Origin of the sequence: Serratia sp. EWG9 (assembly GCF_019913725.1) — a bacterium.
Classification (GTDB): domain Bacteria; phylum Pseudomonadota; class Gammaproteobacteria; order Enterobacterales; family Enterobacteriaceae; genus Serratia; species Serratia ureilytica.
Genome location: NZ_JADNRO010000008.1, coordinates 194,582 through 219,663, shown reverse-complemented (window position 1 = coordinate 219,663; position 25,082 = coordinate 194,582). Strand labels below are relative to the sequence as shown.

At 59.1% G+C, this 25,082-nt stretch carries 21 protein-coding genes; 2 read left to right on the top strand and 19 right to left on the bottom strand.

What is annotated here, in order from left to right; all coding sequences use genetic code 11:
• Window positions 1–26: 26 nt before the first annotated feature.
• Window positions 27–440, bottom strand: a complete 414-nt coding sequence (arfB, locus tag ITX55_RS18360; RefSeq protein ID WP_033644893.1) for an alternative ribosome rescue aminoacyl-tRNA hydrolase ArfB — start codon at window positions 438–440, stop codon at window positions 27–29.
• Window positions 441–443: 3 nt separating this feature from the next.
• The gene (locus ITX55_RS18355; RefSeq protein WP_033644891.1) at window positions 444–992 is read right to left on the bottom strand and encodes a YaeQ family protein; all 549 of its coding nucleotides are present in this window, start codon (window positions 990–992) and stop codon (window positions 444–446) included.
• Window positions 993–1,205: 213 nt separating this feature from the next.
• Between ITX55_RS18355 and ITX55_RS18350 the strand changes: the two genes are divergently transcribed.
• Both ITX55_RS18350 and rof read left to right on the top strand, forming a co-directional pair.
• Window positions 1,206–1,406, top strand: a complete 201-nt coding sequence (locus ITX55_RS18350) for a YaeP family protein (RefSeq protein WP_033652508.1) — start codon at window positions 1,206–1,208, stop codon at window positions 1,404–1,406.
• On the top strand, window positions 1,393–1,656 hold the full coding sequence (gene rof, locus ITX55_RS18345) for a Rho-binding antiterminator (RefSeq protein WP_004931991.1): 264 nt from the start codon (window positions 1,393–1,395) through the stop codon (window positions 1,654–1,656). The genes ITX55_RS18350 and rof overlap by 14 nt, the downstream gene beginning before the upstream one ends.
• Window positions 1,657–1,706: 50 nt before the next feature.
• On the opposite strand, the gene ITX55_RS18340 is transcribed toward rof, so the two are convergent.
• The 17 genes from ITX55_RS18340 to bamA form a co-directional block, all read right to left on the bottom strand.
• Window positions 1,707–2,021, bottom strand: a complete 315-nt coding sequence (locus ITX55_RS18340) for a c-type cytochrome (protein ID WP_025304017.1) — start codon at window positions 2,019–2,021, stop codon at window positions 1,707–1,709.
• Window positions 2,021–3,352 carry a tRNA lysidine(34) synthetase TilS gene (gene tilS / locus ITX55_RS18335; protein ID WP_223085277.1) on the bottom strand — a complete coding sequence of 444 codons (1,332 nt, stop codon included), beginning with the start codon at window positions 3,350–3,352 and terminating at the stop codon, window positions 2,021–2,023. Before tilS ends, ITX55_RS18340 begins: the two co-directional genes overlap by 1 nt.
• Before the next feature lie 56 nt (window positions 3,353–3,408).
• Entirely contained in the window at window positions 3,409–4,854 is a 1,446-nt protein-coding gene (gene dtpD / locus ITX55_RS18330) for a dipeptide permease DtpD (protein WP_060660317.1), read from the bottom strand.
• 68 nt (window positions 4,855–4,922) lie between these two features.
• A complete protein-coding gene (cadA, locus tag ITX55_RS18325; RefSeq protein ID WP_108681828.1) occupies window positions 4,923–7,061 on the bottom strand; it encodes a lysine decarboxylase CadA in 2,139 nt (712 codons plus the stop codon).
• Between the two features lie 95 nt (window positions 7,062–7,156).
• Window positions 7,157–8,500, bottom strand: coding sequence for a cadaverine/lysine antiporter (gene cadB / locus ITX55_RS18320; RefSeq protein ID WP_033644886.1), 1,344 nt, complete (start codon window positions 8,498–8,500; stop codon window positions 7,157–7,159).
• A 369-nt stretch (window positions 8,501–8,869) separates the two neighbouring features.
• Entirely contained in the window at window positions 8,870–10,426 is a 1,557-nt protein-coding gene (gene cadC, locus ITX55_RS18315; protein ID WP_089192189.1) for a lysine decarboxylation/transport transcriptional activator CadC, read from the bottom strand.
• An 89-nt stretch (window positions 10,427–10,515) separates the two neighbouring features.
• The gene (locus ITX55_RS18310) at window positions 10,516–10,905 is read right to left on the bottom strand and encodes a VOC family protein (RefSeq protein ID WP_042785261.1); all 390 of its coding nucleotides are present in this window, start codon (window positions 10,903–10,905) and stop codon (window positions 10,516–10,518) included.
• A gap of 107 nt (window positions 10,906–11,012) precedes the next feature.
• Window positions 11,013–13,157 (bottom strand): lysine decarboxylase LdcC, encoded by a 2,145-nt coding sequence (locus tag ITX55_RS18305; protein ID WP_147838285.1) that lies wholly within the window; start codon window positions 13,155–13,157, stop codon window positions 11,013–11,015.
• A 110-nt stretch (window positions 13,158–13,267) separates the two neighbouring features.
• Window positions 13,268–14,227, bottom strand: a complete 960-nt coding sequence (accA, locus tag ITX55_RS18300; RefSeq protein ID WP_004931972.1) for an acetyl-CoA carboxylase carboxyl transferase subunit alpha — start codon at window positions 14,225–14,227, stop codon at window positions 13,268–13,270.
• Between the two features lie 12 nt (window positions 14,228–14,239).
• Window positions 14,240–17,728 (bottom strand): DNA polymerase III subunit alpha, encoded by a 3,489-nt coding sequence (dnaE, locus tag ITX55_RS18295; protein WP_033652500.1) that lies wholly within the window; start codon window positions 17,726–17,728, stop codon window positions 14,240–14,242.
• A gap of 77 nt (window positions 17,729–17,805) precedes the next feature.
• Window positions 17,806–18,399, bottom strand: coding sequence for a ribonuclease HII (gene rnhB / locus ITX55_RS18290; protein ID WP_019455763.1), 594 nt, complete (start codon window positions 18,397–18,399; stop codon window positions 17,806–17,808).
• Window positions 18,396–19,544, bottom strand: coding sequence for a lipid-A-disaccharide synthase (lpxB, locus tag ITX55_RS18285; RefSeq protein WP_004931967.1), 1,149 nt, complete (start codon window positions 19,542–19,544; stop codon window positions 18,396–18,398). Before lpxB ends, rnhB begins: the two co-directional genes overlap by 4 nt.
• A gap of 3 nt (window positions 19,545–19,547) precedes the next feature.
• Complete coding sequence (gene lpxA / locus ITX55_RS18280; protein ID WP_223085276.1) at window positions 19,548–20,336, bottom strand: acyl-ACP--UDP-N-acetylglucosamine O-acyltransferase; 789 nt, start codon at window positions 20,334–20,336, stop codon at window positions 19,548–19,550.
• A gap of 3 nt (window positions 20,337–20,339) precedes the next feature.
• On the bottom strand, window positions 20,340–20,795 hold the full coding sequence (fabZ, locus tag ITX55_RS18275) for a 3-hydroxyacyl-ACP dehydratase FabZ (RefSeq protein WP_004931962.1): 456 nt from the start codon (window positions 20,793–20,795) through the stop codon (window positions 20,340–20,342).
• 160 nt (window positions 20,796–20,955) lie between these two features.
• Window positions 20,956–21,978, bottom strand: coding sequence for a UDP-3-O-(3-hydroxymyristoyl)glucosamine N-acyltransferase (lpxD, locus tag ITX55_RS18270; RefSeq protein WP_025304030.1), 1,023 nt, complete (start codon window positions 21,976–21,978; stop codon window positions 20,956–20,958).
• A gap of 3 nt (window positions 21,979–21,981) precedes the next feature.
• Window positions 21,982–22,479 (bottom strand): molecular chaperone Skp, encoded by a 498-nt coding sequence (gene skp / locus ITX55_RS18265; protein ID WP_004931958.1) that lies wholly within the window; start codon window positions 22,477–22,479, stop codon window positions 21,982–21,984.
• 156 nt (window positions 22,480–22,635) lie between these two features.
• Entirely contained in the window at window positions 22,636–25,062 is a 2,427-nt protein-coding gene (bamA, locus tag ITX55_RS18260) for an outer membrane protein assembly factor BamA (RefSeq protein ID WP_072627074.1), read from the bottom strand.
• Between the last annotated feature and the right edge of the window lie 20 nt (window positions 25,063–25,082).

The following is a 25,082-nucleotide window of genomic DNA, read 5'->3' as shown; positions in this document are numbered from 1 at the left end:
TATTCTCCTACTGTGTTCATGTATTCCTAAGTGCGAACCTTGCCACGCAGCGCCTTGGTGGCGCCCTTACGCGCCTTGCCTTCCAAACGGCGCAATTTTGCCCCTTTGGTCGGCTTGGTCGCCTTGCGCATTTTTTCCACCACCATCGCCTGCTGAATCAGCGCGACCAATCTGGCCAACGCCGCTTCGCGATTCAATTCCTGACTGCGATACTCTTGCGCCTTGATAATCACTACGCCATCAGCGGTAATGAGATGATGATTCAGCGCCAGCAGCCTTTCCTTATAATACTCTGGCAGGCTGGATGCCCGGATGTCAAAGCGCAAATGGATCGCCGTTGAGGTTTTGTTCACGTGCTGGCCACCCGCGCCCTGCGCGCGGATCGCCGTCAATTCCAGCTCATTATCCGGTATGGCTACGTTTCTTGACAGTTCCAGCACCGGTCACACCTGTGCCTGCTGCCACTCGGCAAACTGGATTTCCAGACTATTCTGAGCATCAGACAGCCAAATAGTTCCCTCCTGCAGCGTTGCCTGCAGCGTCATGGTGCGGCTGGCCAGCGCCGTCAGGCGCGCCAGCTGTTCGTCATCGAGGAAGCGCACGCTCAGGTTCTTGTAGCCGGCCACTTTTCCCTGCATCGCCTGCCACCAAACGTGCGCGGCGCGCTCGCCGTAAGCGTACAAGACCACGCGCGGCGACTGGTTGCAGGCCTTGCGGATGCGTTTCTCGTCGGGCAATCCCATCTCGATCCACATTTCCAGCCCGTTGTGGTCGTTGCGCTGCCAGATCTCCGGCTCGTCGTCGGCGCTCAGCCCTTTGGTGAACACCAGCCGCTCGTCGGCGTGACAGATCCAGGCCAACAGGCGCAGCATCATGCGCTGCTCATTTTCGGACGGGTGTTGCGCCAGCGTCAGCGTGGCGTCGTGGTAGAAGTGACGATCCATATCAGCAATATTGACCGCGGCTTTATAAATGGTTGCTTTCAGCGCCATGGGTGACCTCATTATTATCCGGCGACAGTGTACTTGATCAGGGCCAAACCCCGCCAGCGCGGCCAGGCTGCGGCAGTGCGAAAGGCGTGCCGGGGTGCTGATAACTCCATAACAGCTGTGCTATAGTCGTCTAGGATAGGATAAAACTCCGAGAGCCTGCGCCTCATCGCGATAGTAGTCTTGATGATGCAGAGGTTCTTAAGGGAGGAAACTGTGCAACAATACTGTGAGTTAGTACGCCGTACTTACGCCGAGATTGGCAGTGGAGATCTTGGCTACGTGCCTGATGCGCTGGCTTGTGCGTTAAAGGCATTGGACGATGTCGCAGCGAACCACGCGCTACCGTCCTCCGTTAGGGAACAGGCGGCCTTTGCCGCCGCTAACTTATTGGTGAGCGACTATGTTGATGAATGATGAGTACCAACCCATCAATTGCGATGACTACGACAACCTGGAACTCGCCTGTCAGCATAAACTTATTCTGAAGCTGGAGTTACGCGACGGAGAAGTGATCGAGGCCAAGGCGATCGACCTGCTGCAAAAGAAACGCGTTGAGTATCTGACCATCGAACAGAACGGCCAGCAGCGCGACCTGCGTCTGGACCATATCAGCAGTTTCAGTCATCCGGAAATCGGTACCGTGGTCGTCAGTCTGTCGGACTGAGCAGCGGTAACCCCATCCCAACAGGGCAGCCCAACGGCTGCCCTCGTCATTTAGGGCTTCAGGCTGGCGTAATAAGCCGCCAGATCGGCGATATCGTCATCCGACAATCCCGACACATAGGCTTTCATCACCTCGGCCTGGCCGCCGTTGCGCTCCCCTTTCTTATACGCCTGCAACGCGTGCTGCAGGTACATGGCGTTCTGCCCGGCCAGATTCGGGTACATCGGCACCGTCACCTTGCCCTGCGCGCCGTGGCAGGCCGCGCACGCGGCGGCTTTGGCCTGACCGGCGGCCGCATCCCCCGCCGCCAACGCCGGCAGGCTGAACAGGCCGGCGGCCAACAGCGCGATTTCCACAAACTTCATCATTGCTCCTCACGATTATGATTTTTTTCCCAGCGCAGCCGCCACGGGCATTCGCCTTCCGGCACCTGCCCCGCCTCACAGACGAATACGCCCAGCGCGGCGATCAGCTGCTCATCATAATAAATCAACGGGATGCGTTCACGCTGCCAGGGAGGAATACCCAGCTCCTGCCACAGTTTTTTTATCGGCCGCGAATGGGCGCGCCCCACGATGCGCACCGCGCCCTGTACACCGCCGAAACGAATGCTAATCTGCTGCGATGGCAGCGGCGCGCGCAGCGCCAGATCGCCCTCACCGGCAACCAACTGCCCCAGCCCGTCCGGCAACGTCAGCGTCTCGTCAGGCTGCCAGGGCAGATGCACATCGCGCAGCGCCGCCAGCGGCGGCAACAGGTGCAATCGGCCTCGGAAACGGCGGATCTGATAGGCGCCGAGCTGCAGCTGCGGTTCGGCATCTTCCCGGCTGAGCGCCACCTCCTCCCACAGACGCTGCAACTGCTCACGCGCCGGCATGGTAACGTTGAACAATGCGATCCAGCGCCGCAACAGAGCGAAGCGCCGCACCGGCGAACAGGCCGTCAAACCGTCGATCGCCAATGAGCGATCCGCCGCCAACAGGCTTTGCAGCGGTTCCGCCAGCAGCTCGTCCAACAATTGTTCCTGTTCGGCGCACAGGCTGGCGCTGCGCGCCACCGCCGAGGCGAAGTGCGGCCAACGTTGATTGAGCTGCGGCAACACCTGCAACCGCAGGAAATTGCGATCGAAGCGCGTGTCCTGATTGCTGTCGTCGTCTATCCAGGCCAAGCCGTGGCGTTGTGCGTAATTTTCCAGCGTTTGACGCGAGCAGCCCAGCAGCGGCCGCAACAGCAGGTGCTCGCCCAGCGTGGCGCGCGCCGCCATCGCCGACAACCCCGCCGGCCCGCTGCCGCGCTTGAGCGCCAACAGGAAGGTTTCGCTTTGATCGTCAAGGTGTTGGGCGGTGAGCAGCGCTTCGCCCTCCGCCAATGCTGTGCTGAAAGCGGCATAGCGCGCCGCACGCGCCGCCGCTTCGATGCCGCCCTGGCGGGCATCCACCTGCACGTGCATCACCGTCAGCGGGATCCGCCACTCGGCGCACCGGCTGCGGCAATGCTCAACCCAACGGTCGGCAAAGGCGCTCAGGCCATGATGCACGTGCAACGCGCGCAGCTGCAGCGCCGGACGTTGGCGGCGCAACGCCGCCAGCAGATGCAGCAGCACGCTGGAATCCAGGCCGCCGCTAAACGCCACCAGCAGCCGCTGCTGCGCGCCCAGCTGGTCCGCCACCTGCGTCGTTAATTGATCAGTATCCATCGGTAGGCTTTGTCACTTCTACATAGCTGCACGTTAACCCCGCCTACCGCCATCAATCAAGCATTAACCGTCCGGGCCTGGCGTCGCGTCAGCAGCCACCAGCCGCCCAGCACCGCGATCACCGCCAGCGCACATCCGGCCGCTCCCCAGCCGATCTGGGCGAAAATGCGGCCATACGCCTGCATCGCCGCCCCTTCGATGTGATCCTCGGCGGTCTGATTGGCGATAATGCCCGCCAGATAGTTGGCGATCGAACCGGTCGCCAACATATAGATGCCGGTCAACACGCCGGTGGCGCCGGGGATATTCAGCCGGGTGATCTGCGCCATCGCCACCGGATCGATAAACAGTTCGGCAAAGCCCATCACCGCCAAACCGGCGATCATCAGCCCCATCGATCCCGGCCCGTGCAGCCGCGTATTGAGCGCCATCAGCGTAAAGCCGACGCCGATCAACAGCAGACCGAAGGCGAACTTGCACCAGATGCGCAGCGTGCGATCGCCATCGCCGCTCGCCAGCCAGGCCAGCGCCACGCCGCCCAGCATCACCGCGCAGGCGTTAACCGACTGGAACAGCGCGGTCGGCACCGTCCAGCCGAACCAGCGCCGGTCAACGAAATGATCGATAAACAGGCTGATGGAGCTGCCGCCCTGCTGGGCAAAAGCCCAGAACAGCGTGCCCAGCAGCATCAGTACGATGATCTGCCACAGCCCCCGGCGCTGGCCGGCGTCCGCACGCAGCATAATGCGCGCCACCAGCGCCACCGCCGCCACGCACACCAACCCGAGCAAATAGCCGGCCCAGCCGCGTTCAAACAGCAGCGTGAAGAACAGCGGCGACGCCAGCAACGCCGCCAGCAGCCATCCCCAGTGCGGCAGGCCCAGGCTCCTGGCGCGCATCAGCGGTGCATTCACGCCGCGTGTGTGGCGGAAATGGCGTCCGCCCAGCAGAAAAATCACCAGACCGGCGAACATGCCTATCCCAGCCAACGCAAAGCCGACGTGCCAGCCATAGCGCTCGGCCGCCAACCCGCAGGCGATCGGCGCCAGAATAGATCCGACGTTGCCGGCGGCGTACAGCAGTGAGAAGCCCCCTTCGCGGCGCGAGTCCTGCGCCGGATACAGCTCGCCCAGCAGGCAGCTGATATTGGATTTGAACAGGCCGTAGCCGCAGATGATGATCGCCAGCGCCAGATAGAGCGACTGGGCGGAGACCGCGCTCAGGCCAAGCACGATATGTCCCAGGGTCATCAGCGCCGCGCCGGCGATCACCGCGACGCGGTTGCCCAGCAGGCGGTCGGCGAGCCAGCCGCCAAGAATAGGAGTGACGTAAACTAACGAAGCGTAAGCGCTGTAGAGATCGATGGCGTGGCTGTCGGTATAGCCGAGTTGGTGGGTCAGATAGAGGATCAATAACGCACGCATGCCGTAAAAGCTGAAATATTCCCAAATTTGTATCGCTACGACATAGTAGATTGCGCGCGGCTGTGAGGGTGTTTTCATGGTGGTCTCCCATCAGTCGGTGAACGACAAAGGGGAAGCGCGAGCGCCTCCCCTCTTATTGGCTGCGGTTATTTCGCCTTCAGCACTTTCACCCGATAACGTCCGTCCGCCTGACGATAGGCGCCGTGAATGTCGGTTTCAAAGCCCGGATAATGCGCGCCGATTTCGCACAGCATCTGCAGGAATTCCAGCACCGGCCGGCTCTCTTCGGTCAGCATCTCGCCCGGCATCACCAGCGGCACGCCCGGCGGGTATGGGAGGATCATGTTGGCGTTGACCTTACCGACCATCTCTTCCAGATAGACCTCTTCCACTTCGCCGTGCAGCTCTTTCTGGAACGCCTGGTACGGATTCATCACCATGGTTGGCAGCACTTCGAACGCGCGGTACATCAGGTCCGGCAGGTTGTGTTGCTCCACCAGGCGGTGAATGTTCTGCGCCAGATCCTGAATGCGCATGTTTTCATAGAAATCAGGCGCTTCCTGATACAGCGAAGGCAGCATGTTTTTCACCCGCAGGTTCAGATCGAACGAGCGTTTGAAGTCGGTCATCGCGCGCAGCAGGCTGAGCGCCTTGGTTTTATCGATGCCGATGCTGAACAGGAACAGCAGGTTGTAAGGCCCGGTTTTCTCGACGATGATGCCGCGCTCGTCGAGGTATTTCGCCACGATGCTGGCCGGGATGCCGAACGGCTGCATCTCGCCTTCCTTGCTCATCCCCGGGGTCAGGATAGTGACCTTGATCGGGTCCAGATACATGTGTTCGTTGTCGATGTTCTTGAAACCGTGCCAGGCGCTGTCGGAGCGCAGCGGCCAGCATTCCGGCTCATCGATATGCTCCGGCTGCCAGACGTCGAAGAACCAGCCGTCGGACTCGACTTTCAGGCGTTTGATCTCTTTGCGGAACTTGATCGCGCGCTCGATAGAGCCGTTGATCAGGCGCTTGCCGGCGTTACCTTTCATCATCGCCGCGGCGGTTTCGGTCGACGCCACGATGCCGTAGTGCGGCGAAGTGGTGGTGTGCATCATGTAGGCTTCGTTGAAGGTTTCTTCGTTGATATCGCCCTTCACATGAATCATCGAAGCCTGCGAGAAGGCCGCCAACAGTTTGTGGGTGGACTGGGTTTCATAGATCACCTTGCCCTCTACGCGGCCGCCGCTCATGCCGCACTTGCCTTTATAGATCGGATGGAAGTTGGTGTAAGGCACCCAGGCGGAGTCGAAATGGATCGACTTCACGTCCAGAGTGTTCTTGATAAAGTCGGTGTTGTACAGCAGGCCGTCATAGGTGGAGTTGGTGATCACCGCATGCACCGGCCAGGTGGCGTTCGGGGTCTCCTTCACGCGTTTGGCGATGGTGGCGCGCTGGAACTCGCTCTGCGGAATGCCGCCGAGGATGCCGTAGGCATTGCGGGTCGGGCGGAAGTAGATCGGCGTGATGTCGCTCATCATCATCAGGTGAGTCAGCGACTTGTGGCAGTTACGGTCAATCAGCACCGTGCTGCCCGCCGGCGCCGAATACATGCCGACGATCTTGTTGGCGGTGGAGGTGCCGTTGGTCACCATGTAGCTGCGTTCGGCGTTGAACACGCGGGAAATGTACTCTTCCGCCTCTTTGTGCGGGCCGGAGTGATCCAGCAGCGACCCAAGCTCGGACACCGAAATCGAAATATCCGACTTCATGGTGTTCGAGCCGAAGAAATCGTAGAACAGGCTGCCCACCGGGCTTTTCTGGAACGCGGTGCCGCCCATGTGGCCCGGCGTACAGAAGGTGTATTTGCCTTCGCGCACGTATTTGAACAGCGCCTTGGTCAACGGCGGCAGGATGGTGTCGATATACTCGTCGGTGTTCTGTTTGATCTTGGCGGCGATGTCGGTTGCCGCGCCGAGCGCATACTCGAAGAAGCGCACCTGCATGCGCAGATCGTTCAGGCTGACGTCCAACGTGGAATAGGTGTTGGCGAATGCGTACAGCGGCATGTATTCGTTCAGCTGGCTGATCTCTTCGCACAGCTCCAGATTGTATTTGTCCCAGTCGAAGATCACCCCGCACAGACGGGCGTTGTTCTCGATCAGTTTCAGCAGGTCTTCGCGATCGTTAGGGTAAACGATGCGGAAATCCAGACTTTCCAGCGCCTGATGCAGTTCACGGATAGGCTCTTCTTTGAAGTAGACACCCATGTGATTCATGATGGCGATAACGTTCATATGCATTTCTCCTGGCAAAGCAAGCCCCTTCCCGTCGCGGCTGACAGGTCGGAAAGAAAGGGGCTGGGTAAATTCAGTCGGTCAGCGGACGCGAATCAGTGCGCTTTGGCCGTGGTGTTTTCATCGACCGCCGCTGCATTGGCAGCCTGGCGGGTATTCATTTTCCGGGCGTAGAACATCAGGATAATCAGGCTGATGATAAAGGTGCCGGACAGTTCGAAAGAGTTGGCGCCCATCAGCGCGATAAAGCAGAAGCCGCAGCCGCACACCGAAGCGATCAGGCTCAGCAGGTTGCGCACGTTGACCCCTTCGAAGCGAATCAGGTCTACGCAGGAGTAGAAGTAAGGCAGCATGGTCAGCAGCACCGCGATGCCGGTCAGCTCGCCGAACAGATCGGAAGCCTTGCCGCCGGCGGAGCTCATCAGGGTGATCAGCACCATCAGCGCGGTCATTTTGCAGCTCGCGAGCAGCAGGCCTTTTTTCGGAATGCCGTTTTTATCCAGCTCGCCGTACACTTTCGGGAAGTTGCCGTCGTTGGCGGCGCGCACCCCGGCCTGGCCGACCAGCATCATCCATGACCCGAGCGAGGTCAGGCAGGCAAAGGCGGTGAAGGCGGAAACCATCGGTGCCGCCCAGTTGCCCATAATCGCCGAGGCGCTGATGGCGAACGGCGCACCGCTGGCGGCCATTTCAGACGCCGGGAACATGCCGCTGATCACCTGGGTGGCGGCGATGTAGATGATGCCCGCCAAACCGGTGCCAAGCATGGTCGCCAGCGGCACGGTGCGTTTCGGGTTTTTCACCATGCCGGTGCTGACCGCCGCGGATTCCACGCCGATGAACGCCCACAGGCACAGCAGAATACTTTTGATGACCGCATGGCTGTCGGTGGTGCCGGAGGTATTCCAGTTAGCCTGGTAGGTGGCGGCGTCAAACCAGTGCCAGCCGAGGGTAGCGGTTACGATCACCGGGATCAGCACCAGCACCAGGCCCAGGGTGGTCAAGCGGCTGACCCAGGTCCCGCCCAGCATGTTGACGAAGGTGAAGATCCACACGATGGCGATACAGGCGATGCCGGCAGGCACCGGGTTGTTCAACGCCGGGAAGAAGGTGGAGAGATAAGAAACGGCGGTAATGCCGATGGCCAGGTTGCCGATCCAGTTGGCATGGTAATAAAGCACGCCGGTCTGGAAGCCGAACGCCGGGGAAATTTCACCGGCGTAGGCGATAGGGCCGCCCTGCTGCGGGTTTTTGGTCGCGAGGCGGGCGTACACGTAGGCCAGCGACATCGCCCCGATAATCGAGATCACCCATCCCCAAATGGCGATGGATCCGAGACTCGCCAGGTTGGCGGGCAATAAGGCAATCCCGCTCCCCATCATATTACCGGCGACTACGCCGGTGCAGGCAATAAGCCCTATTTTCTTGGGTGAAGCCATGGTCAGTTTCTCCTGATTTACGTTTCTTATAAGCCACACCCATAAATAAAAGATTTTAATGAGCCGGCTTGATAGTCAGGATGCTAACCATCGGCAGAAATAAAGTCCTAAAGATAAAGTGAGATTACGCTCATGATCATACAAATGATAATCTGAGGTTTTTGATTAACACATCAAGATAAAAAGGTAAGCTAAAGAAAAGATAAACATCGTTAAAAAACAGGATAATAACCAGGTTAATCACGAATAACAAACGGCAGAAAAGGAACGATATTGCGCAGCAAAATAACACAATGGCGCAACATGTCTTCACCAATAAATAACGCCGCCGGAATTCCCTGAGAATAATGGCGGCGTGGTTCTGGTGAATTATTGGCGCTGATAGTTATTTAAATAAGGCACCACGTTGGTCAATGACGTCTGGAATACGCCATTGGTGATCCAATGCAAGGTATCTTCACCGGGGCGCAGGTTGAACGCGGTAATATAAGAATCCGCCGCCAAATGATTCTGCCCCTGCATTTCATACACTTTGCCCAGCAGCACATAATTCAGCCACGACATTTGCAACTCAATCCCCAGCTCGATCGCCCGGTGCGCATCGTCAATACGTCCCTGCGCCAGCGCATCAACCGCCAGAACTTGCTGCACGATCGGCGTATTTTTCAATTCGGGGATCGTCGCCAGATGGCTGATATCGGCGCGCAATTGCGCCAGCCCCTGGCTGTCGAACGGTTGATAAGAGTTGCGCAGCACATCCACCAGCGCTTTTTCCGCCAGCAGGTAGTGGAAATTCGGCGCGCTTTTAATCAGCTCGCTCAACTGCGCGCTGGCGCGAGTCAACGAATCGGCGTCGCCATGGATCAACAATTGATGCGCCTGGTAGAAGCGCTGCAGCAGCGGCCCGTTGTCCGGCAGCAGCTGCGCCAGACGCTGTTCCAGCTGCGGCGGCCAGGGCTGTTTCAGCGCGGCGGACAGGCTGGAGAGGAAGTCGCTTTGGATCTTCAGCTGGTTATCGGCGGTAATGAAGTAACGCTTGTCCAACATGATTGAGCTGTCGGCGTTATCCACCAGCCGCACGGACAGAAAACACTGCTGGGCGCGGTAGTGGCGCTGATTGACGAACTCGATATACAGCGACTTGCCCGAGTTGCTGGGGCCGGAATAGTTGTAATTGGTTTGGTCGTGCACCAGGAAGGTCGAGTAGGTGTTGAGCGAATCGGTGATCAGCTCGCTGACGCCCACCACATAGGAGAGCTGCGGCATCCAGTTGCTGCAGCTCTCGCCGCCCTGGATGCGGATATCGATATCGCGCGGATTGAGCAGCACCGGCATGGTCGATACCGGCACGCGCTGCGACAGCGTGGCGATGCCGACAAACGCCACGCAGACGCTGAGCGCCGCCAGAAACGCCAGCCACACCCAGAACGTCGAGCGGCGATAGAAGCGCGGCTGCTTTTCGCCGGGCGCGGCAACCGGCGTTCGGGTCCGGCTCGGCGGCACGTACGGCGTATCGTCTTCATCATCGCTGCCGTCTTCCGGCTCATGCATGATCACCGCAATCTGCGGCGCCGGCGCAGGGGCGGGCTGCGACTCCCCGTCTTCACACCAGATCACCGAAGCCGCCAACTTATACCCGCGCTTAGGCACGGTGATAATGTATTCCGGACTGTCGCTGTCGCCGTCTTTCAGGTATTTGCGCAGTTCTGAAATGCATTGGGTCACCACGTGATTAGTGACGATATTGCGCTTCCAAACGCTATCGATCAGCTCGTCGCGGCTCAACACCACATCGGGGTGCCGGGCGAAATAGCACAGCATGTCGATCAGGCGCGGTTCCAGCGTTTTCTGGCGGCCGTTACGGCTGATGGTGTTGTCGGCAGGGGTAACCAGCCACTCCCCGACGCGAAAAGCAGGCTCTTGCATGGCGGAAATAACTCTGTAGGCATGTGGGGCAAGGGCGCGATCATAGCATAATCGCCCCCGGCTGTGGCCGCCGGGAGGCGATTAAGCCGTTAACTCTCGTATAATTCTAACGGTAAACCATCGGGATCGCTGAAAAAGGTAAAACGAGATTGAGTATAAGGATCGACGCGTACCGGTTCGCAGGCGACGCCGGCCGCCTGCAGATGGGCGATAGCCTGCTCGATATCGTCAACGCTGAACGCCAGATGGCGCAGGCCGCAAGCCTCCGGGCGGCTGACGCGGGCCGGCGGCGAAGGGAAAGAAAACAGCTCGAGGGTGTATTGCCCGTTGAGCGCCAGATCCGCTTTCCAGGAGTCACGTTCCTCGCGGTAAACTTCACTCAGCAGGGTAAAGCCGAGAATGTCGCAATAGAAATGTTTACTGGCGGCGTAGTCCGCCCCAATGATCGCGATGTGATGCACCTGACGTAATGCCAGCATAGAAACCCTCTCCTGTTCATTCTGATGGTGCACGGTATCCGGCGGCGATGAGGCCGTCAATGAGGAAGCCCGGCGCATCTTTCCAAACCGCCGGGCGCATTATGGCCTTATGGCTGCGGGGCTTTCAGCACCTTCACCAGATAGCGTCCGTCTTCCGTCAGCTTGGCGCCGTGGATATCGGTTTCAAAACCGGGATAGCGCTCGCCGATCGAGCACAGCATCAGCAGGAAATCGAGCACCGCCCGGCTCTCTTCGGTGATCATTTCCCCCGGCATCACCAGCGGCACGCCCGGCGGATAAGGCAGTATCATATTGGCCGCCACCTTGCCCACCAACTGATCCAGCTCGCAGGTTTCCACATTGCCGCGCACCTGCTCCTGGAACATCTGGTGCGGCGTCAGCTTCATTTCCGGCAGCACGTCAAACGCCCGCTGCATCAGGCGCGGCAGATCGTGTTGGCAGATCAGGCGATGAATACCGGCGGCCAGATCCTGGATGCGCATATGGCGATAGAAATCCGGATCCTCGGCGTACAGATCCGGCAGCATGTTCTTCACCCGCAGGTTGAGATCGTAGGCGCGCTTGAAGTCGGTCAGGCCGCGCAGCAGGCTCATCGCCTTGGTTTTATCGATGCCGATGCTGAACAGGAACAGCAGGTTGTACGGCCCGGTCTTCTCCACCACGATGCCGCGCTCGTCGAGGTACTTCGCCACCAGCGCCGCCGGGATCCCCTCTTCCTCCAGCGCCCCCAGTTCATTCATGCCCGGCGTCAGGATCGTCACCTTTATCGGATCGAGATACATATGATCGCGATCGGTCTGGCCGAAACCGTGCCAGTTATCGTCCGGATCCAGCGGCCAGCACTGCGCTTCATCGATCTCTTCCGGCTGCCAGATATCGAAGAACCAGCTGTCGCTTTCCTCGCGCAGCCGCTGCACTTCACGGCGAAAATGCAGCGCGCGCTCCACCGAACGGTTGATCAAGCGGCGCCCCGGATTGCCGCGCAGCATGGCGGCGGCGGTCTCCATCGACGCCACGATGCCGTAGTGCGGCGAAGTGGTGGTGTGCATCATGTAGGCTTCGTTGAAGGTGCTCTCGTCGTAGTCGCCCTTGATATGAATCATCGAGGCCTGCGAGAAGGCCGCCAGCAGCTTGTGGGTGGATTGAGTTTCGTAGAAAACCTTGCCGGGCACCCGATCGCCGCTCATGCCGCTCTTGCCGTCGTAAATCGGGTGGAAGTTGGTGTAAGGCACCCAGGCGGAGTCGAAGTGGATCGACGGCACCTCCAGCGTCTGCTTGATGTAGTCGGTGTTGTACAGCAGGCCGTCATAGGTGGAATTGGTGATCACCGCATGCACCGGCCAGGTGGCGTTCGGGGTCTCCTGCACCCGGGCGGCGATGCTGGCGCGGGTAAACTCGCGCTGCGGAATGCCGCCGAGGATGCCGTAGGCGTTGCGCAGCGGGCGCAGATAGATCGGCACGATATCGCTCATCATCAACAGGTGGCACAGCGATTTGTGGCAATTGCGGTCGATCAGCACCGTGCTGCCCGTCGGCGCTGAATACATGCCGACAATTTTGTTGGCGGTGGAGGTGCCGTTGGTGACCAGATAGCTCTGCTCGGCATTGAAGGTGCGCGCGATGTACTCTTCGGCCTCCAAATGCGGGCCGGTGTGATCCAGCAGCGACCCGAGCTCGGTGACCGAAATCGAGATGTCGGCCTTCAGGGTATTGGCGCCGAAGAAGTCATAGAACAGGCAGCCCACCGGGCTTTTCTGGAACGCGGTGCCGGCCATGTGGCCCGGCGTGCAAAAGGTGTACTTTCCTTCGCGCACGTAGTTGAACAGCGCCTTGGTCAGCGGCGGCGTAATGGTGTCGATGTATTCCGCCGTGTATTGCTGGATGCGCTGCGCGATATCGTCTGCCGCATTCAGGCCATACTCGAAGAAATAGAGCACCATGCGCATTTCATGCAGGCTGACGTCGAAGGTGGAGTGGGTATTGATAAAGGCGTACAGCGGCAGGTATTCGTTCAGCTCGTTGATCTCGCTGCACAGCTCCAGGCTGTAATCGTCCCAGTCGAAGATCACGCCGCAGATGCGGGCATTAGCTTCGATCAGCTTCAGCAGGTCACCGCTGTTTTTGGGGTATACCAGCTGGAATCCCATCGCACCCAGCGCCGCGTGGAGCTCGCGGATCGGCTCATCTTTGTAGTAGACGCCCGTCGGGCCCATGATGGCGATGATATTCATCGGCAGCTCCTGTCAGTTAACGGCCAAGTCTCTATAACACCACGAAAATCCGGCGGTGTGTAGCCAAAAAAAACCGCCCGAAGGCGGTTTATTACCGTGAAGATCGCAACTCAGCAGTAGCCGTAGTTCATCAGACGCTGGTAACGGCGGTTGAGCAACTCTTCGTCGTTCAGGCCATCCAGATCTTTCAGATCGGCCAGCAGCTGCGCTTTCAGCGCGGCGGCCATCGCCGGCACGTCGCGGTGCGCGGAACCCAGCGGCTCCGGGATCACCGAGTCGATCAGCTTCAGCTCTTTCAGACGCGGCGCGGTGATGCCCATCGCTTCCGCGGCCAGCGGCGCCTTGTCGGCGCTCTTCCACAGGATGGAGGCGCAGCCTTCCGGCGAAATCACCGAGTAGGTGCTGTACTGCAGCATGTTCACCTTGTCGCCCACGCCGATCGCCAGCGCGCCGCCTGAGCCGCCTTCACCGATGACGGTGCAGATGACCGGTACGTTCAGGCGCGACATCTCACGCAGGTTGCGCGCGATGGCTTCCGACTGGCCGCGTTCTTCCGCGCCCACGCCCGGATAAGCGCCCGGGGTATCGATAAAGGTGATGATCGGCATTTTGAAGCGGGCGGCCATTTCCATCAGGCGCAGCGCCTTGCGGTAGCCTTCCGGCGCCGGCATGCCGAAGTTACGGCGGATCTTCTCTTTGGTCTCACGGCCTTTCTGGTGCCCGATGATCATCACCGGGCGGCCATCCAGGCGCGCAATCCCCCCGACGATCGCTTTGTCGTCGGCGTAAGCGCGATCGCCCGCCAACTCTTCGAAGTCGGTAAAGATGTGTTTGATATAATCCAGGGTATAAGGACGGCGCGGGTGGCGTGCCAATTGGGCAATCTGCCAGGCCCCAAGATCGGCAAAAATCTTGCGCGTCAGCTCAACGCTCTTTTCACGCAGGCGCTGAACCTCTTCGTCCAGATTAATATCTAATTTTTCGTCTTGACGGCTGACTGCAGTCAGCGAGTCAATTTTCGCTTCCAGCTCTGCAATCGGCTGTTCAAAATCAAGAAAATTCAGACTCATAGCATTCCTATTTTAGTCAAATTCCAAGTCCACCTGCTCATTGCCTACCAACGTCCGCAAGTCTATCAACAAGCGGTCGGTGGGCGTCACGCGCCAGGTTGCGCCAAAACGCAGCTTGGCTCGCGCATCTTCCCGTTGATAGTAGAGATGCACTGGAATCGTCCCCGAGCGATGGGGTTCCAACGACTGACGGAGACGGTTCAAAAGCTGGTCATCAATTTGCCTGTCAGTCAGCGAGATAGCAAGCCCGCGAGCGTATTTTTCCCGGGCTTCACTGATGTCCATTACCTCGCGGGCCATCATTTTAAGCCCGCCGCTAAAGTCATCAAAGCTGACCTGTCCACTGGCGATAAGGATACGGTCTTTTTCCAACAAATGCTGGTATTTTTCTAACGCTTCGGTGAATAGCATCACTTCCAGACGGCCCGAACGGTCATCCAGCGTACAGATGCCGATGCGGTTGCCGCGCTTGGTCACCATCACCCGCGCGGCGACCACCAACCCGACGGCGGTAGTCATTTTGCCCCGATCCGTCGGGTGCATGTCTTTCAAACGCTGGCCACCGGCGTAACGTTCGATCTCCTTGAGGTATTGGGTGATCGGGTGGCCGGTCAGGTACAGCCCCAGCGTTTCCCGTTCACCGTCCAACACCACCTGCTCCGGCCAGGGCGCGATGTTGGCGTAGGATTGCTCCACCTGCTCCGGCGCTTCCGCCAGCACGCCAAACATGTCCACCTGGCCGATAGCTTCGGCTTTCGCATGCTGATCCGCCGCTTTCAACGCGTCGCCGAGCGAATTCATCAGCGCGGCGCGATGTGGCCCAAGGCGATCGAACGCCCCGGACATGATCAGTTTTTCCAGAATGCGGCGGTTCAGTTTCTTGATGTCGGAGCGCGCGCAGAGATCGAACAGGTCTTTGAAATAACCTTGCTCGCCGCTGTTGCGCGCTTCGATAATGGCTTCGATCGGCCCTTCCCCCACGCCCTTGATGGCGCCGATGCCGTAAACGATCTCGCCGTCGTCGTTGACGTGGAAGTGATACAGGCCGCTGTTGATGTCCGGCGGCAGGATCTTCAGCCCCATGCGCCAGCATTCGTCCACCAGCCCCACCACTTTGTCGGTGTTGTCCATATCGGCGGTCATCACCGCCGCCATAAACTCGGCCGGATAGTGCGCCTTCAGCCACAGCGTCTGGTACGACACCAGCGCGTAGGCGGCGGAGTGCGATTTGTTGAAGCCATAACCGGCGAATTTCTCCACCAGGTCGAAGATTTTCACCGACAGTTCGCCGTCGATGCCGCGCGCTTTAGCGCCGTCTTCAAAGCCGCCGCGCTGCTTGGCCATTTCGACCGGGTTCTTTTTACCCATCGCACGGCGCAGCATGTCCGCGCCGCCCAGCGTATAGCCGGCCAGCACCTGGGCAATCTGCATCACCTGTTCCTGATACAGGATGATGCCGTAGGTCGGCTCCAGCACCGGCTTGAGCGACTCATGCTGCCACTGAATGTCCGGGTAGGAGATCTCTTCGCGGCCGTGTTTGCGGTCGATGAAGTTATCCACCATGCCCGACTGCAGCGGCCCCGGACGGAACAGCGCCACCAGTGCGATCATGTCTTCGAAGCAGTCGGGCTTCAGACGTTTGATCAAATCTTTCATGCCGCGCGATTCAAGCTGGAACACCGCCGTGGTTTCCGAACGCTGCAGCATGTCGAAGCTTTTCTTGTCATCGAGCGGGATGGCGGCGATGTCGATCGGTTCCAGCCCGGTCTTGGCGCGCCGGGCGTTGATCATCTCCAGCGCCCAGTCGATGATGGTCAGGGTGCGCAGACCGAGGAAGTCGAACTTCACCAGCCCGGCGTATTCCACGTCGTTCTTGTCGAACTGGGTCACCGGGTGGTTCCCTTCGGCATCGCAGTACAGCGGCGCGAAGTCGGTGATCTTGGTCGGCGCGATCACCACGCCACCGGCGTGTTTACCGGCGTTGCGCGTCACCCCTTCCAGCTTGCGCGCCATGTCGATCAGCGCCTTGACCTCTTCGTCGGCCTCGTAAATCTCCGGCAGCTGCGGTTCGGCGGCGAAGGCTTTCTCCAGCGTCATGCCCGGATCCGGCGGCACCAGTTTGGAGATGCGATCGACGAACCCGTACGGGTGCCCCAACACGCGGCCTACGTCGCGGATAACCGCTTTCGCCGCCATGGTGCCGAAGGTGATGATCTGCGATACCGCTTCGCGGCCGTACATCTCCGCCACGTGCTCGATTACCTGGTCACGTTTCTCCATGCAGAAGTCGACGTCGAAGTCGGGCATCGAGACACGTTCCGGGTTCAGGAAGCGTTCGAACAGCAGGTCGAATTCCAGCGGATCGAGGTCGGTGATTTTCAACGCATAGGCCACCAGCGAACCGGCGCCGGAGCCTCGCCCTGGGCCCACCGGCACGTTGTTGTCCTTCGACCACTGGATAAATTCCATCACGATCAGGAAGTAGCCGGGGAACCCCATCTGGTTGATCACTTTCAGCTCGACGTCCAGACGCTCGTCGTATTCCGGGCGGCGCTGCGCGCGCACTTCAGGATCGGGGAACAGGAACTCGAGGCGCTCTTCCAGCCCCTCTTTCGATTTGAGTACCAGGAAATCCTCGGTGCTCATATCGCCGGTCGGGAACTGCGGCAGGAAGTACTCGCCGAGGCGAATGGTGACGTTACAGCGTTTGGCGATTTCGACGCTGTTCAGCAGCGCTTCCGGGATGTCGGCGAACAGCTCGCACATCTCGTCTTCGCTGCGCATGTATTGTTGCGGGCTGTAGTTGCGCGGCCGCTTGGGATCGTCCAGCGTAAAGCCGTCGTGGATGGCGACGCGGATCTCATGAGCGTCGAAGTCATCTTCCACCAGGAAACGCACGTCGTTGGTGGCCACCACCGGCAAACCGCGCTCGGTGGCCAGCGCCACCGCCGCATGCAGATAGTTCTCTTCGTCCGGGCGGCCGGTGCGGATCAACTCCAGGTAGTAGCAGTCCGGGAAATATTGCTGGTAGAAATCCAGACACTGATCCACCTGCGCCTGGTTGCCGCGCAGCAGGAACTTGCCGACGTCGCCCTGACGCGCGCCGGAAAGCAGGATCAGCCCTTCGCGATGTTCAATCAGCCAGTCGCGATCGATGATCGGGCCGGCGGCGCCGTAGCCGCGCTGATAGGCGCGGGAAATCAGCAGCGTCAGGTTCTGGTAGCCTTCGTTGTTGCTGGCCAGCACCGTCAGTTGAGCGAGTTCGTCGCCCAAGACTTCGCTTTGCACATGGAAATCCGCGCCGATGATCGGTTTGATCCCGGCGCCGTGCGCGCTGCCGTAGAACTTCACCAGCCCGCACAGGTTGGTGAAATCGGTGATTGCCAGAGCAGGCATGGCTAACGCGGCGGCTCTTTTCACCAGCGGCGCCGTCTTGGCCAATCCATCAATCATGGAGTAGTCACTATGGACGCGCAGGTGAATAAAACGAGGTTCGGCCATCTCCAGATACCTGATTGAAGGGGCTCAGCGTGCTGAGCCCGGGTTAATGCTATCGTCGAGCCGGTCAGGCTCGCAGGCTACAGCGCGAGCGCCCTTTTCACCGGCGCGAAGCTGCGGCGATGATGCTCGGTGGCGCCCAGCGCGGCCAGCCGCTCCAGGTGGAAGGCGGTCGGGTAGCCTTTATGCTGCGCGAAACCGTAGTCCGGGAACTCGCTGTCCAGCTCGGCCATTTCGCGATCGCGCGTGACCTTCGCCAGAATGGACGCCGCGCTGATCTCCGCCACGCGGCTGTCGCCCTTCACCACCGCCTGCGAACGCATCGGCAAGCTCGGGCAACGGTTACCGTCGATTAAAACCATGTCCGGCGCGATATGCAACCCGGCCACCGCGCGCTGCATCGCCAACATGGTGGCGTGCAAAATGTTCAGCTGGTCGATTTCCGCCGGTTCGGCGCGCCCCAGGCTCCAGGAGAGCGCTTTGGCGACGATTTCGTCATACAGCGCCAGACGGCGTTTTTCACTGAGCTTTTTGGAGTCTGCCAGCCCGACGATCGGCTGCGCCGGATCGAGGATCACGGCGGCGGTGACCACTGCGCCGACCAACGGGCCGCGGCCCACTTCGTCCACACCGGCAATCAGCGTGGCAGCGGGATAGATAAAGGGTTCAATCATGCTTTCGCCAGCTCCAACACAGCCTGAGCGGCCTGTTCGTCCGCACCGCAACGGATGCTTTGGTGCAAGGTAAGGAAAGTCTGTTTCAGCGCGTCGGTTTCCGGGCTCTCTTCCAGCAGCGGCATCACGGCGGCAGCCAGTTTGTCCGGGACGCAGTCATGCTGCAGCAGTTCGGTGACGATCTCCCGCCCCGCCAGCAGATTCGGCAGCGAGACATAAGGCGTTTTCACCAGCTTCTGCGCCAACCAGAAAGTGAACGGCTTCATGCGATAGCCCACGACCATCGGGCACTTGGCCAGCATGCATTCCAGCGCCGCCGTGCCGGATGCCAGCAGCGCCGCGTCGCTGGCGATCATCGCTTCACGCCCCTGCCCATTCAGCAGGTGTACGGTCAGATCCGGCGCCACTTCGGCCTTGATGCGCTCAAACTGCTCACGCCGTTTGGCGTTGACCAGCGGCACCACCACTTCCAGCTCGGGATAACGCGTGCGCAGCAGCTGCGCGGTTTTGAGGAAGTCGGCGCTCAGCATCTCGACTTCGGCGCCGCGGCTGCCCGGCAACAAGGCCAAACAGCGCGCCTGCGGAGCGATGCCAAGCTGAGCGCGCGCCGCCAACCGATCGGGCTGCAGCGGCATGGCGTCCGCCATGGTGTGACCGATAAACCGGCAGGGGACGTTGAAACGATCGTAAAACGCTTTTTCGAAAGGGAGAAAGGCCAGCACCAAATCGGTGGCTTTGCCTATTTTGAAAACGCGCTTTTGTCGCCAGGCCCACACGGAAGGGCTGACATAGTGGATGGTGCGAATGCCGCGCTGCTTGAGGCGGCCTTCCAGCGTGATGTTGAAGTCCGGCGCGTCGATGCCGACAAACACGTCCGGCCGCAGCTCACCGAAGCGGCGGGTGAGATCCTTGCGGATCTTCAACAGGCGTGGCAAGCGCTCGAGCACTTCCACCACGCCCATTACCGCCAGCTCTTCCATTTCGTACCAGGCCTCGCACCCTTCGGCCTGCATCAGCGGGCCGGCGACGCCAACGAAACGCGCGTCGGGGATCTGCGCCTTGAGCGCACGGATCAAACCGGCGCCGAGAATGTCACCGGAGGTTTCTCCGGCGACCAATCCGATAGTCAATGGACGATTCGACATAACTCAGCGAATGATGCCACGGGTAGAACGGGTGAAGAAATCGAGGTACTGCTGCACCACCGGCTGCTCTTTGGCCAGGGCTTCGATTTCCGCTTTCGCTTCATCCAGCGTTTTTTCGCTGCGATACAGGATTTTGTAGGCGTTGCGGATCGCCTGCATTTCATCCTTGTCAAAACCGCGGCGCTTGAGGCCGACCGCGTTGACGCCGAACGGCGTAGCGTGGTTGCCCTGAGCGATGACGAACGGAGGCACGTCCTGAGCGACACCGGAACAACCGCCTACCATCACATGCGCGCCGATAATGCAGAACTGATGGATCGCCGTCATGCCGCCGATGATGGCGTGATCGTCGATTTCCACGTGCCCCGCCAGCGTGGCGTTGTTGGCCAGCACGCAAGCATTGCCGACCACGCAGTCATGGGCGACGTGCACGTTGACCATCAGCAGGTTATCGTTGCCCACTTTGGTCAGGCCGGTGCCCTGCGCGGTGCCGCGGTGGATGGTGACGCTTTCGCGGATGCGATTGCGATCGCCCACTTCCACACACGTCGGCTCGCCCGCGTATTTCAGATCCTGATTCACTTCGCCGATAGAGGCGAACTGATAAATCTGGTTATCGCGGCCAATCTTGGTAATGCCGTTCACCACCACGTGGGATTTCAGCACCGTGCCGGCGCCGATTTCCACCTGGGAGCCGACGTAGCAGAAAGGGCCGATATGCACGCCGGCGCCAATCACGGCGCCTTCTTCGACTATCGCGCTAGGATGGATAAAGGCGGTTTGGTCAATCACGGATTAAGCCTCCCGGCTGCGGGCACACATCATGGTTGCTTCGCAGACAATTTTACCGTCAACGGTCGCCACGCCTTTGAAGCGAGTCAGACCGCGGCGAGTTTTCTCGAAGGTGACTTCCATGACCATCTGATCGCCTGGCACCACAGGGCGCTTGAAGCGAGCTTCATCGATACCGGCGAAGTAATACAGCTCGCCCGGTTCCAGTTTGCCGACGCTTTTAAACGCCAGGATGCCGGTGGCCTGCGCCATGGCTTCCAGGATCAATACGCCTGGGAAAATCGGTTTGCCAGGGAAGTGGCCCTGGAAAAACGGTTCATTCACCGATACGTTCTTCACCGCACGCAGATATTTGTGCTCTTCAAACTCGAGGACGCGGTCGACCAGCAAGAACGGGTAACGGTGAGGAAGCAGATCCAAAATTTCTGCAATATCCAGAGTATGAGTGTCAGTAGTCAAAATACTCTTCCTGTCTCTAAAAACTGATGGCATCAACAACACGGCCTGCGCTGACCCCAAAAGGAGATCATCATGCAGGCCGCAAATTAACATCTCTTTGCGCTTTTGGTCTCACGACCAACGCGTTTCGTTTTGTACCCGCGAGAGCGGGCGGCAATGACTAGTCTTTTCCGACTTTACGTTCGACAGCTTTCAAGCGCTTGCTGATCTCATCGATATTCATTACCAACGCAGCGGTTTTACGCCAAACCTTGTTAGGCTGCAACGGAATGCCCGAAGAGTATACCCCAGGTTCGGTGATTGGTCGCATAACCATTCCCATTCCGGTAACAACAACCTTGTCGGCAATTTCCATGTGACCGTTGATCACGCTGGCGCCGCCAATCTGGCAGTAGCGGCCGATTTTCAGGCTGCCGGCCATGATCACACCGCCGGCGACGGCGGTATTGTCGCCAATCACGACGTTATGTGCAATCTGGCATTGGTTGTCGATGATAACACCATTCCCGATTTGGGTGTTATCCAAAGCGCCGCGGTCAATGGTGGTGCAAGCGCCGATTTCGACGCGATCGCCGATAATCACCGTGCCCAACTGAGGGATCTTGATCCACTCGCCGCGCTCATTCGCATAGCCGAAACCGTCTGCGCCGATCACGGTGCCCGACTGAATCAGGCAGCGCTGGCCGATTTCGACCGCATGATAAATCGTTACGTTCGCCCACAGACGCGTTCCCGCGCCGATGCGTGCGTGTTTGCCGATGAAGCAGCCCGGGCCGATAACCACGTTATCGCCAAGCACCGCACCCGACTCGATCACCGCGTTCGCCCCAATGGCGACGTTCTGCCCCAGCTGCGCTTCAGGCGAGATCACCGCGCTTGGCGCGATATCCTGAGCCGGCGACGGCGTGGTGTCCATCAGCTGCGCCATGCGCGCATAGGTCAGGTAAGGGTTCTTAACCACCAGCGCCGCAGCACGGCAGTGTGGTAAATCCGCTTCGGTAAGCACCACGGCGCTTGCCTGGCAGGAAGACAGCTGCTCTTGATAGCGGCTGTTTGACAAAAACGTGATTTGGCCAGGCTGTGCCGAATGCATAGAAGCAATGCCGGTGATGACGAGATCGCCATCACCGTGCAATTGTGCATCCAACTGCTGCGCTAAATCAGCCAGTCGAATTGAAAGCATGTGTTATTTAACCTGTTTCAGCACGTCAGCAGTGATATCTTTGGAAGAGTCTGCATAGGCAACGGCGTTGGCGTCGATCACCACGTCATAACCGCCTTTGCTCGCGACAGATTTCACCGCGTCCTGAATGCGGCTCAGGATCTTGTTACGCTCTTCCATCTGGCGACGACGGTTGTCCTGCTCGAAAGCCTGGGCTTTCTGAGAGAACTGCTCGCGCTGCGCCATCACGTCTTTTTCCAACTTGCTGCGGTCGCTGGCTTTCATGGTAGCGCCGTCACGCTGCAGACGTTGCATTTTGGTCTGCAGGCTACGTTCCATGTTCTGGAGTTCGCTTGCACGGCCTTTAAACTCGTTTTCCAGCTGTTTAGCGACCGCTTCGCGGGCCGGCAGCTGTTGGAAAATGCTGGAGACGTTAACGACAGCGATCTTATCTGCTGCCTGAACGCCAGCTGAAGCAGCCATTGCTAAACCGAGGCCTGCGGCACACAACCACTTTTTCACTATAAACTCCTTACCATCACCCATTTGTGTCATATGACACTGAAGTACACAATTTGCCAGACTTATCCCACCAAACAATGAGAATCATCTCCCTCTGCCGGCGGGCGCCTGGCCATTGCGATTCTTAATAACTGTTATGCCCAGAGGCGAGACCCGTTACCAGGTCTTACCGATGTTAAACTGGAACTGTTCGGACTTGTCGCCTTCGTATTTCTTGATCGGGTTGGCGTAAGAGAACACCAATGGCCCCAATGGCGACATCCACTGCAGCGCGATACCGGCGGAAGAACGAATATTGCTGGCCTTGCTGTAGTCCGGCACGCCGTACATCAGCGTCTCGTTGGTATTCTTCCACTTGGTATCCCACACGGTACCCGCATCGATGAACAGCGACGTGCGCACAGAGTTGGCGTATTTGTCGCTGATGAACGGCGTTGGGGTGATCAGCTCCAGGCTGGCGACCGCCATGGCGTTACCGCCCACCGCGTCATCCGAGCCACAGATGCTCTGACGATCGGTGGTGCTGCCGGCGTTGAACTGGCACTGGTACGAATTGGAGTTGTAGTACACCGCCTTCGGACCAATGGTGTTGGACTGGAAGCCACGCACGGTGCTCGAACCACCGGCGTAGAAGTTCTCGTAGAACGGCATTTCCTTGCCGCCCAGCCCATCCGCGTAACCCAGACGGCCGCGACCCAACAGCACCCAGGTGCGGTCGTCGTTGATCGGCACGTACTGTACGCTGTCCAGCGTCACCTTGTAGTATTCGTTGTCCGAGCCCGGAATGGTGACCTTGCCGTTCAACGTGGTGCGGTTACCCGAAGTCGGGAAGTAGCCGCGGTCCAGGTTGTTGTAGGTCCAGCCCAGGTTCAGGGTAAAGTCGTCCGTCGAGTAGCTGGCGCGGTCGGTCTTGTTCGCATCCACGCCCATCGAGTCGAGGTAACGCCACATGGCGATCTGCGGCTGCATGTTCGACAGGCCGTTGTGGACATAGCCCAGGCCGGTGCGCAACGAGTTGTTTTCGTTGATCGGGAAGCCCAGCGTGCCGTCAACACCGTAACTCTTGTTGGTGTAGTCGGACAGGTCCGCGTTATCCGCTTTAAAGTCGTTGTAGAAGACGCGGCCGCCCAGGCTCACACCGTCAACGGTGAAGTACGGGTTGGTGACCGAGAATTCGGTATACGTCTGGTAATCGTTCTTGGTGCCGCTGATGCCGACCGAGTAGCCGGTACCCAACCAGTTATCCTGCTGCACGCCGGCCTGGAAGCTGACGCCGCTCTCGGTGCCGTAACCGACGCCGAAGTTAAAGGTACCGGTGTTGCGTTCTTTCACCTTGTAGGTCACGTCGACCTGATCGGCAGTGCCCGGCACGCGCTGGGTTTCCACATCGACCGTTTCGAAGTAGCCCAGGCGGTTCAGACGCTCCTTGCCCTGCTCGACCTGCTCGTTGCCGAGCCAGGCGCCTTCCATCTGGCGCATTTCGCGACGCAGTACGGAATCCTTGCTGGTGTCGTTGCCTTCGAACTTGATGCGGCGCACGTAGAAACGGTTGCCCGCGTCAACGTTGACGTGCAGCTTGACGGTTTTATCCGCGTCATTGATCTCCGGCTGTGTGCCGACACGCGGGTAGGCGTAACCATAACGGCCCAACATCGTTTTGATGTTGTCTTCCATTTTGGTCACTTTGCTGCCGTTATACAGCTCGCCCGGCTCGATTTTGGTGATCTGAGCGACTTCCGCCGAGTGGCCGGCCAGGTTGCCGTTCACGACAACATCCGAAAGCTTGTACTGATCGCCTTCGGTGATGTTGATGGTGATGTAGATGCCTTTTTTATCCGGCGTCAGGCTCACCTGGGTAGAATCGATGTTAAAGCGGGCATAGCCGCGATCCAGATAGAAGCTGCGCAGGGTTTCGAGATCGCCCGCCAGTTTTTGCTTCTGGTATTTGCGATCGCCGACCAGGTTCCACCACGGCACTTCGTCACGCAGCTGGAAGCGCGAGATCAGTTCGTCGTTGGTGAAGGCGTGGTTGCCGACGATGTTGATTTGTTGAATCTTGGCGGAGACCCCTTCCGTGAACACCAGCTTCAGGTCGACACGGTTGCGCGGCAACGGCGTGACTACGGCTTTCACCGAGGCGCTGTATTTACCGACGCTGTAGTAGAAGTCTTCCAGCCCTTTTTCAATGCTGGAAATCGTGGTGCGGTCAAGCGCCTCGCCTACCCGGACGCCGGAGGCTTCCAGGTTTTGCTTGAGCATGTCATCCTTCACCGACTTGTTGCCGGAGAAAGTGATGCTGGCGATGGTAGGACGTTCCTTCACCTGCACGATCAAGGTATTACCATCGCGCAGTACGCGCACGTCCTCGAAGTTGCCGGTGGCAAACAAGGCACGAATGGTATTACTGATGTCATCGTCAGTGACGGTATCGCCGACGCGAACCGGCATGTTGAGTAACGCCGCACCGACGGCAACTCGCTGCAGGCCTTCGAAATGAATGTCTTTCACTACGAACCCGTCTGCACCGTATACGGTGGCGCTGCCAAACAGCAGCGACGCTATGAGCAACTTTTTCATCGCCATCGTTGTTATGCGTTCTTCCT

What these genes read in the sequence shown, in the direction of transcription:
- ITX55_RS18355 (WP_033644891.1), bottom strand. Translation starts at nt 992, where the DNA reads ATGGCGCTGAAAGCAACCATTTATAAAGCCGCGGTCAATATTGCTGAT.
- rof (WP_004931991.1), top strand. Translation starts at nt 1,393, where the DNA reads ATGTTGATGAATGATGAGTACCAACCCATCAATTGCGATGACTACGAC.
- ITX55_RS18340 (WP_025304017.1), bottom strand. Translation starts at nt 2,021, where the DNA reads ATGAAGTTTGTGGAAATCGCGCTGTTGGCCGCCGGCCTGTTCAGCCTG.
- tilS (WP_223085277.1), bottom strand. Translation starts at nt 3,352, where the DNA reads ATGGATACTGATCAATTAACGACGCAGGTGGCGGACCAGCTGGGCGCG.
- dtpD (WP_060660317.1), bottom strand. Translation starts at nt 4,854, where the DNA reads ATGAAAACACCCTCACAGCCGCGCGCAATCTACTATGTCGTAGCGATA.
- cadA (WP_108681828.1), bottom strand. Translation starts at nt 7,061, where the DNA reads ATGAACGTTATCGCCATCATGAATCACATGGGTGTCTACTTCAAAGAA.
- cadB (WP_033644886.1), bottom strand. Translation starts at nt 8,500, where the DNA reads ATGGCTTCACCCAAGAAAATAGGGCTTATTGCCTGCACCGGCGTAGTC.
- cadC (WP_089192189.1), bottom strand. Translation starts at nt 10,426, where the DNA reads ATGCAAGAGCCTGCTTTTCGCGTCGGGGAGTGGCTGGTTACCCCTGCC.
- ITX55_RS18310 (WP_042785261.1), bottom strand. Translation starts at nt 10,905, where the DNA reads ATGCTGGCATTACGTCAGGTGCATCACATCGCGATCATTGGGGCGGAC.
- ITX55_RS18305 (WP_147838285.1), bottom strand. Translation starts at nt 13,157, where the DNA reads ATGAATATCATCGCCATCATGGGCCCGACGGGCGTCTACTACAAAGAT.
- accA (WP_004931972.1), bottom strand. Translation starts at nt 14,227, where the DNA reads ATGAGTCTGAATTTTCTTGATTTTGAACAGCCGATTGCAGAGCTGGAA.
- dnaE (WP_033652500.1), bottom strand. Translation starts at nt 17,728, where the DNA reads ATGGCCGAACCTCGTTTTATTCACCTGCGCGTCCATAGTGACTACTCC.
- rnhB (WP_019455763.1), bottom strand. Translation starts at nt 18,399, where the DNA reads ATGATTGAACCCTTTATCTATCCCGCTGCCACGCTGATTGCCGGTGTG.
- lpxB (WP_004931967.1), bottom strand. Translation starts at nt 19,544, where the DNA reads ATGTCGAATCGTCCATTGACTATCGGATTGGTCGCCGGAGAAACCTCC.
- lpxD (WP_025304030.1), bottom strand. Translation starts at nt 21,978, where the DNA reads ATGCTTTCAATTCGACTGGCTGATTTAGCGCAGCAGTTGGATGCACAA.
- bamA (WP_072627074.1), bottom strand. Translation starts at nt 25,062, where the DNA reads ATGGCGATGAAAAAGTTGCTCATAGCGTCGCTGCTGTTTGGCAGCGCC.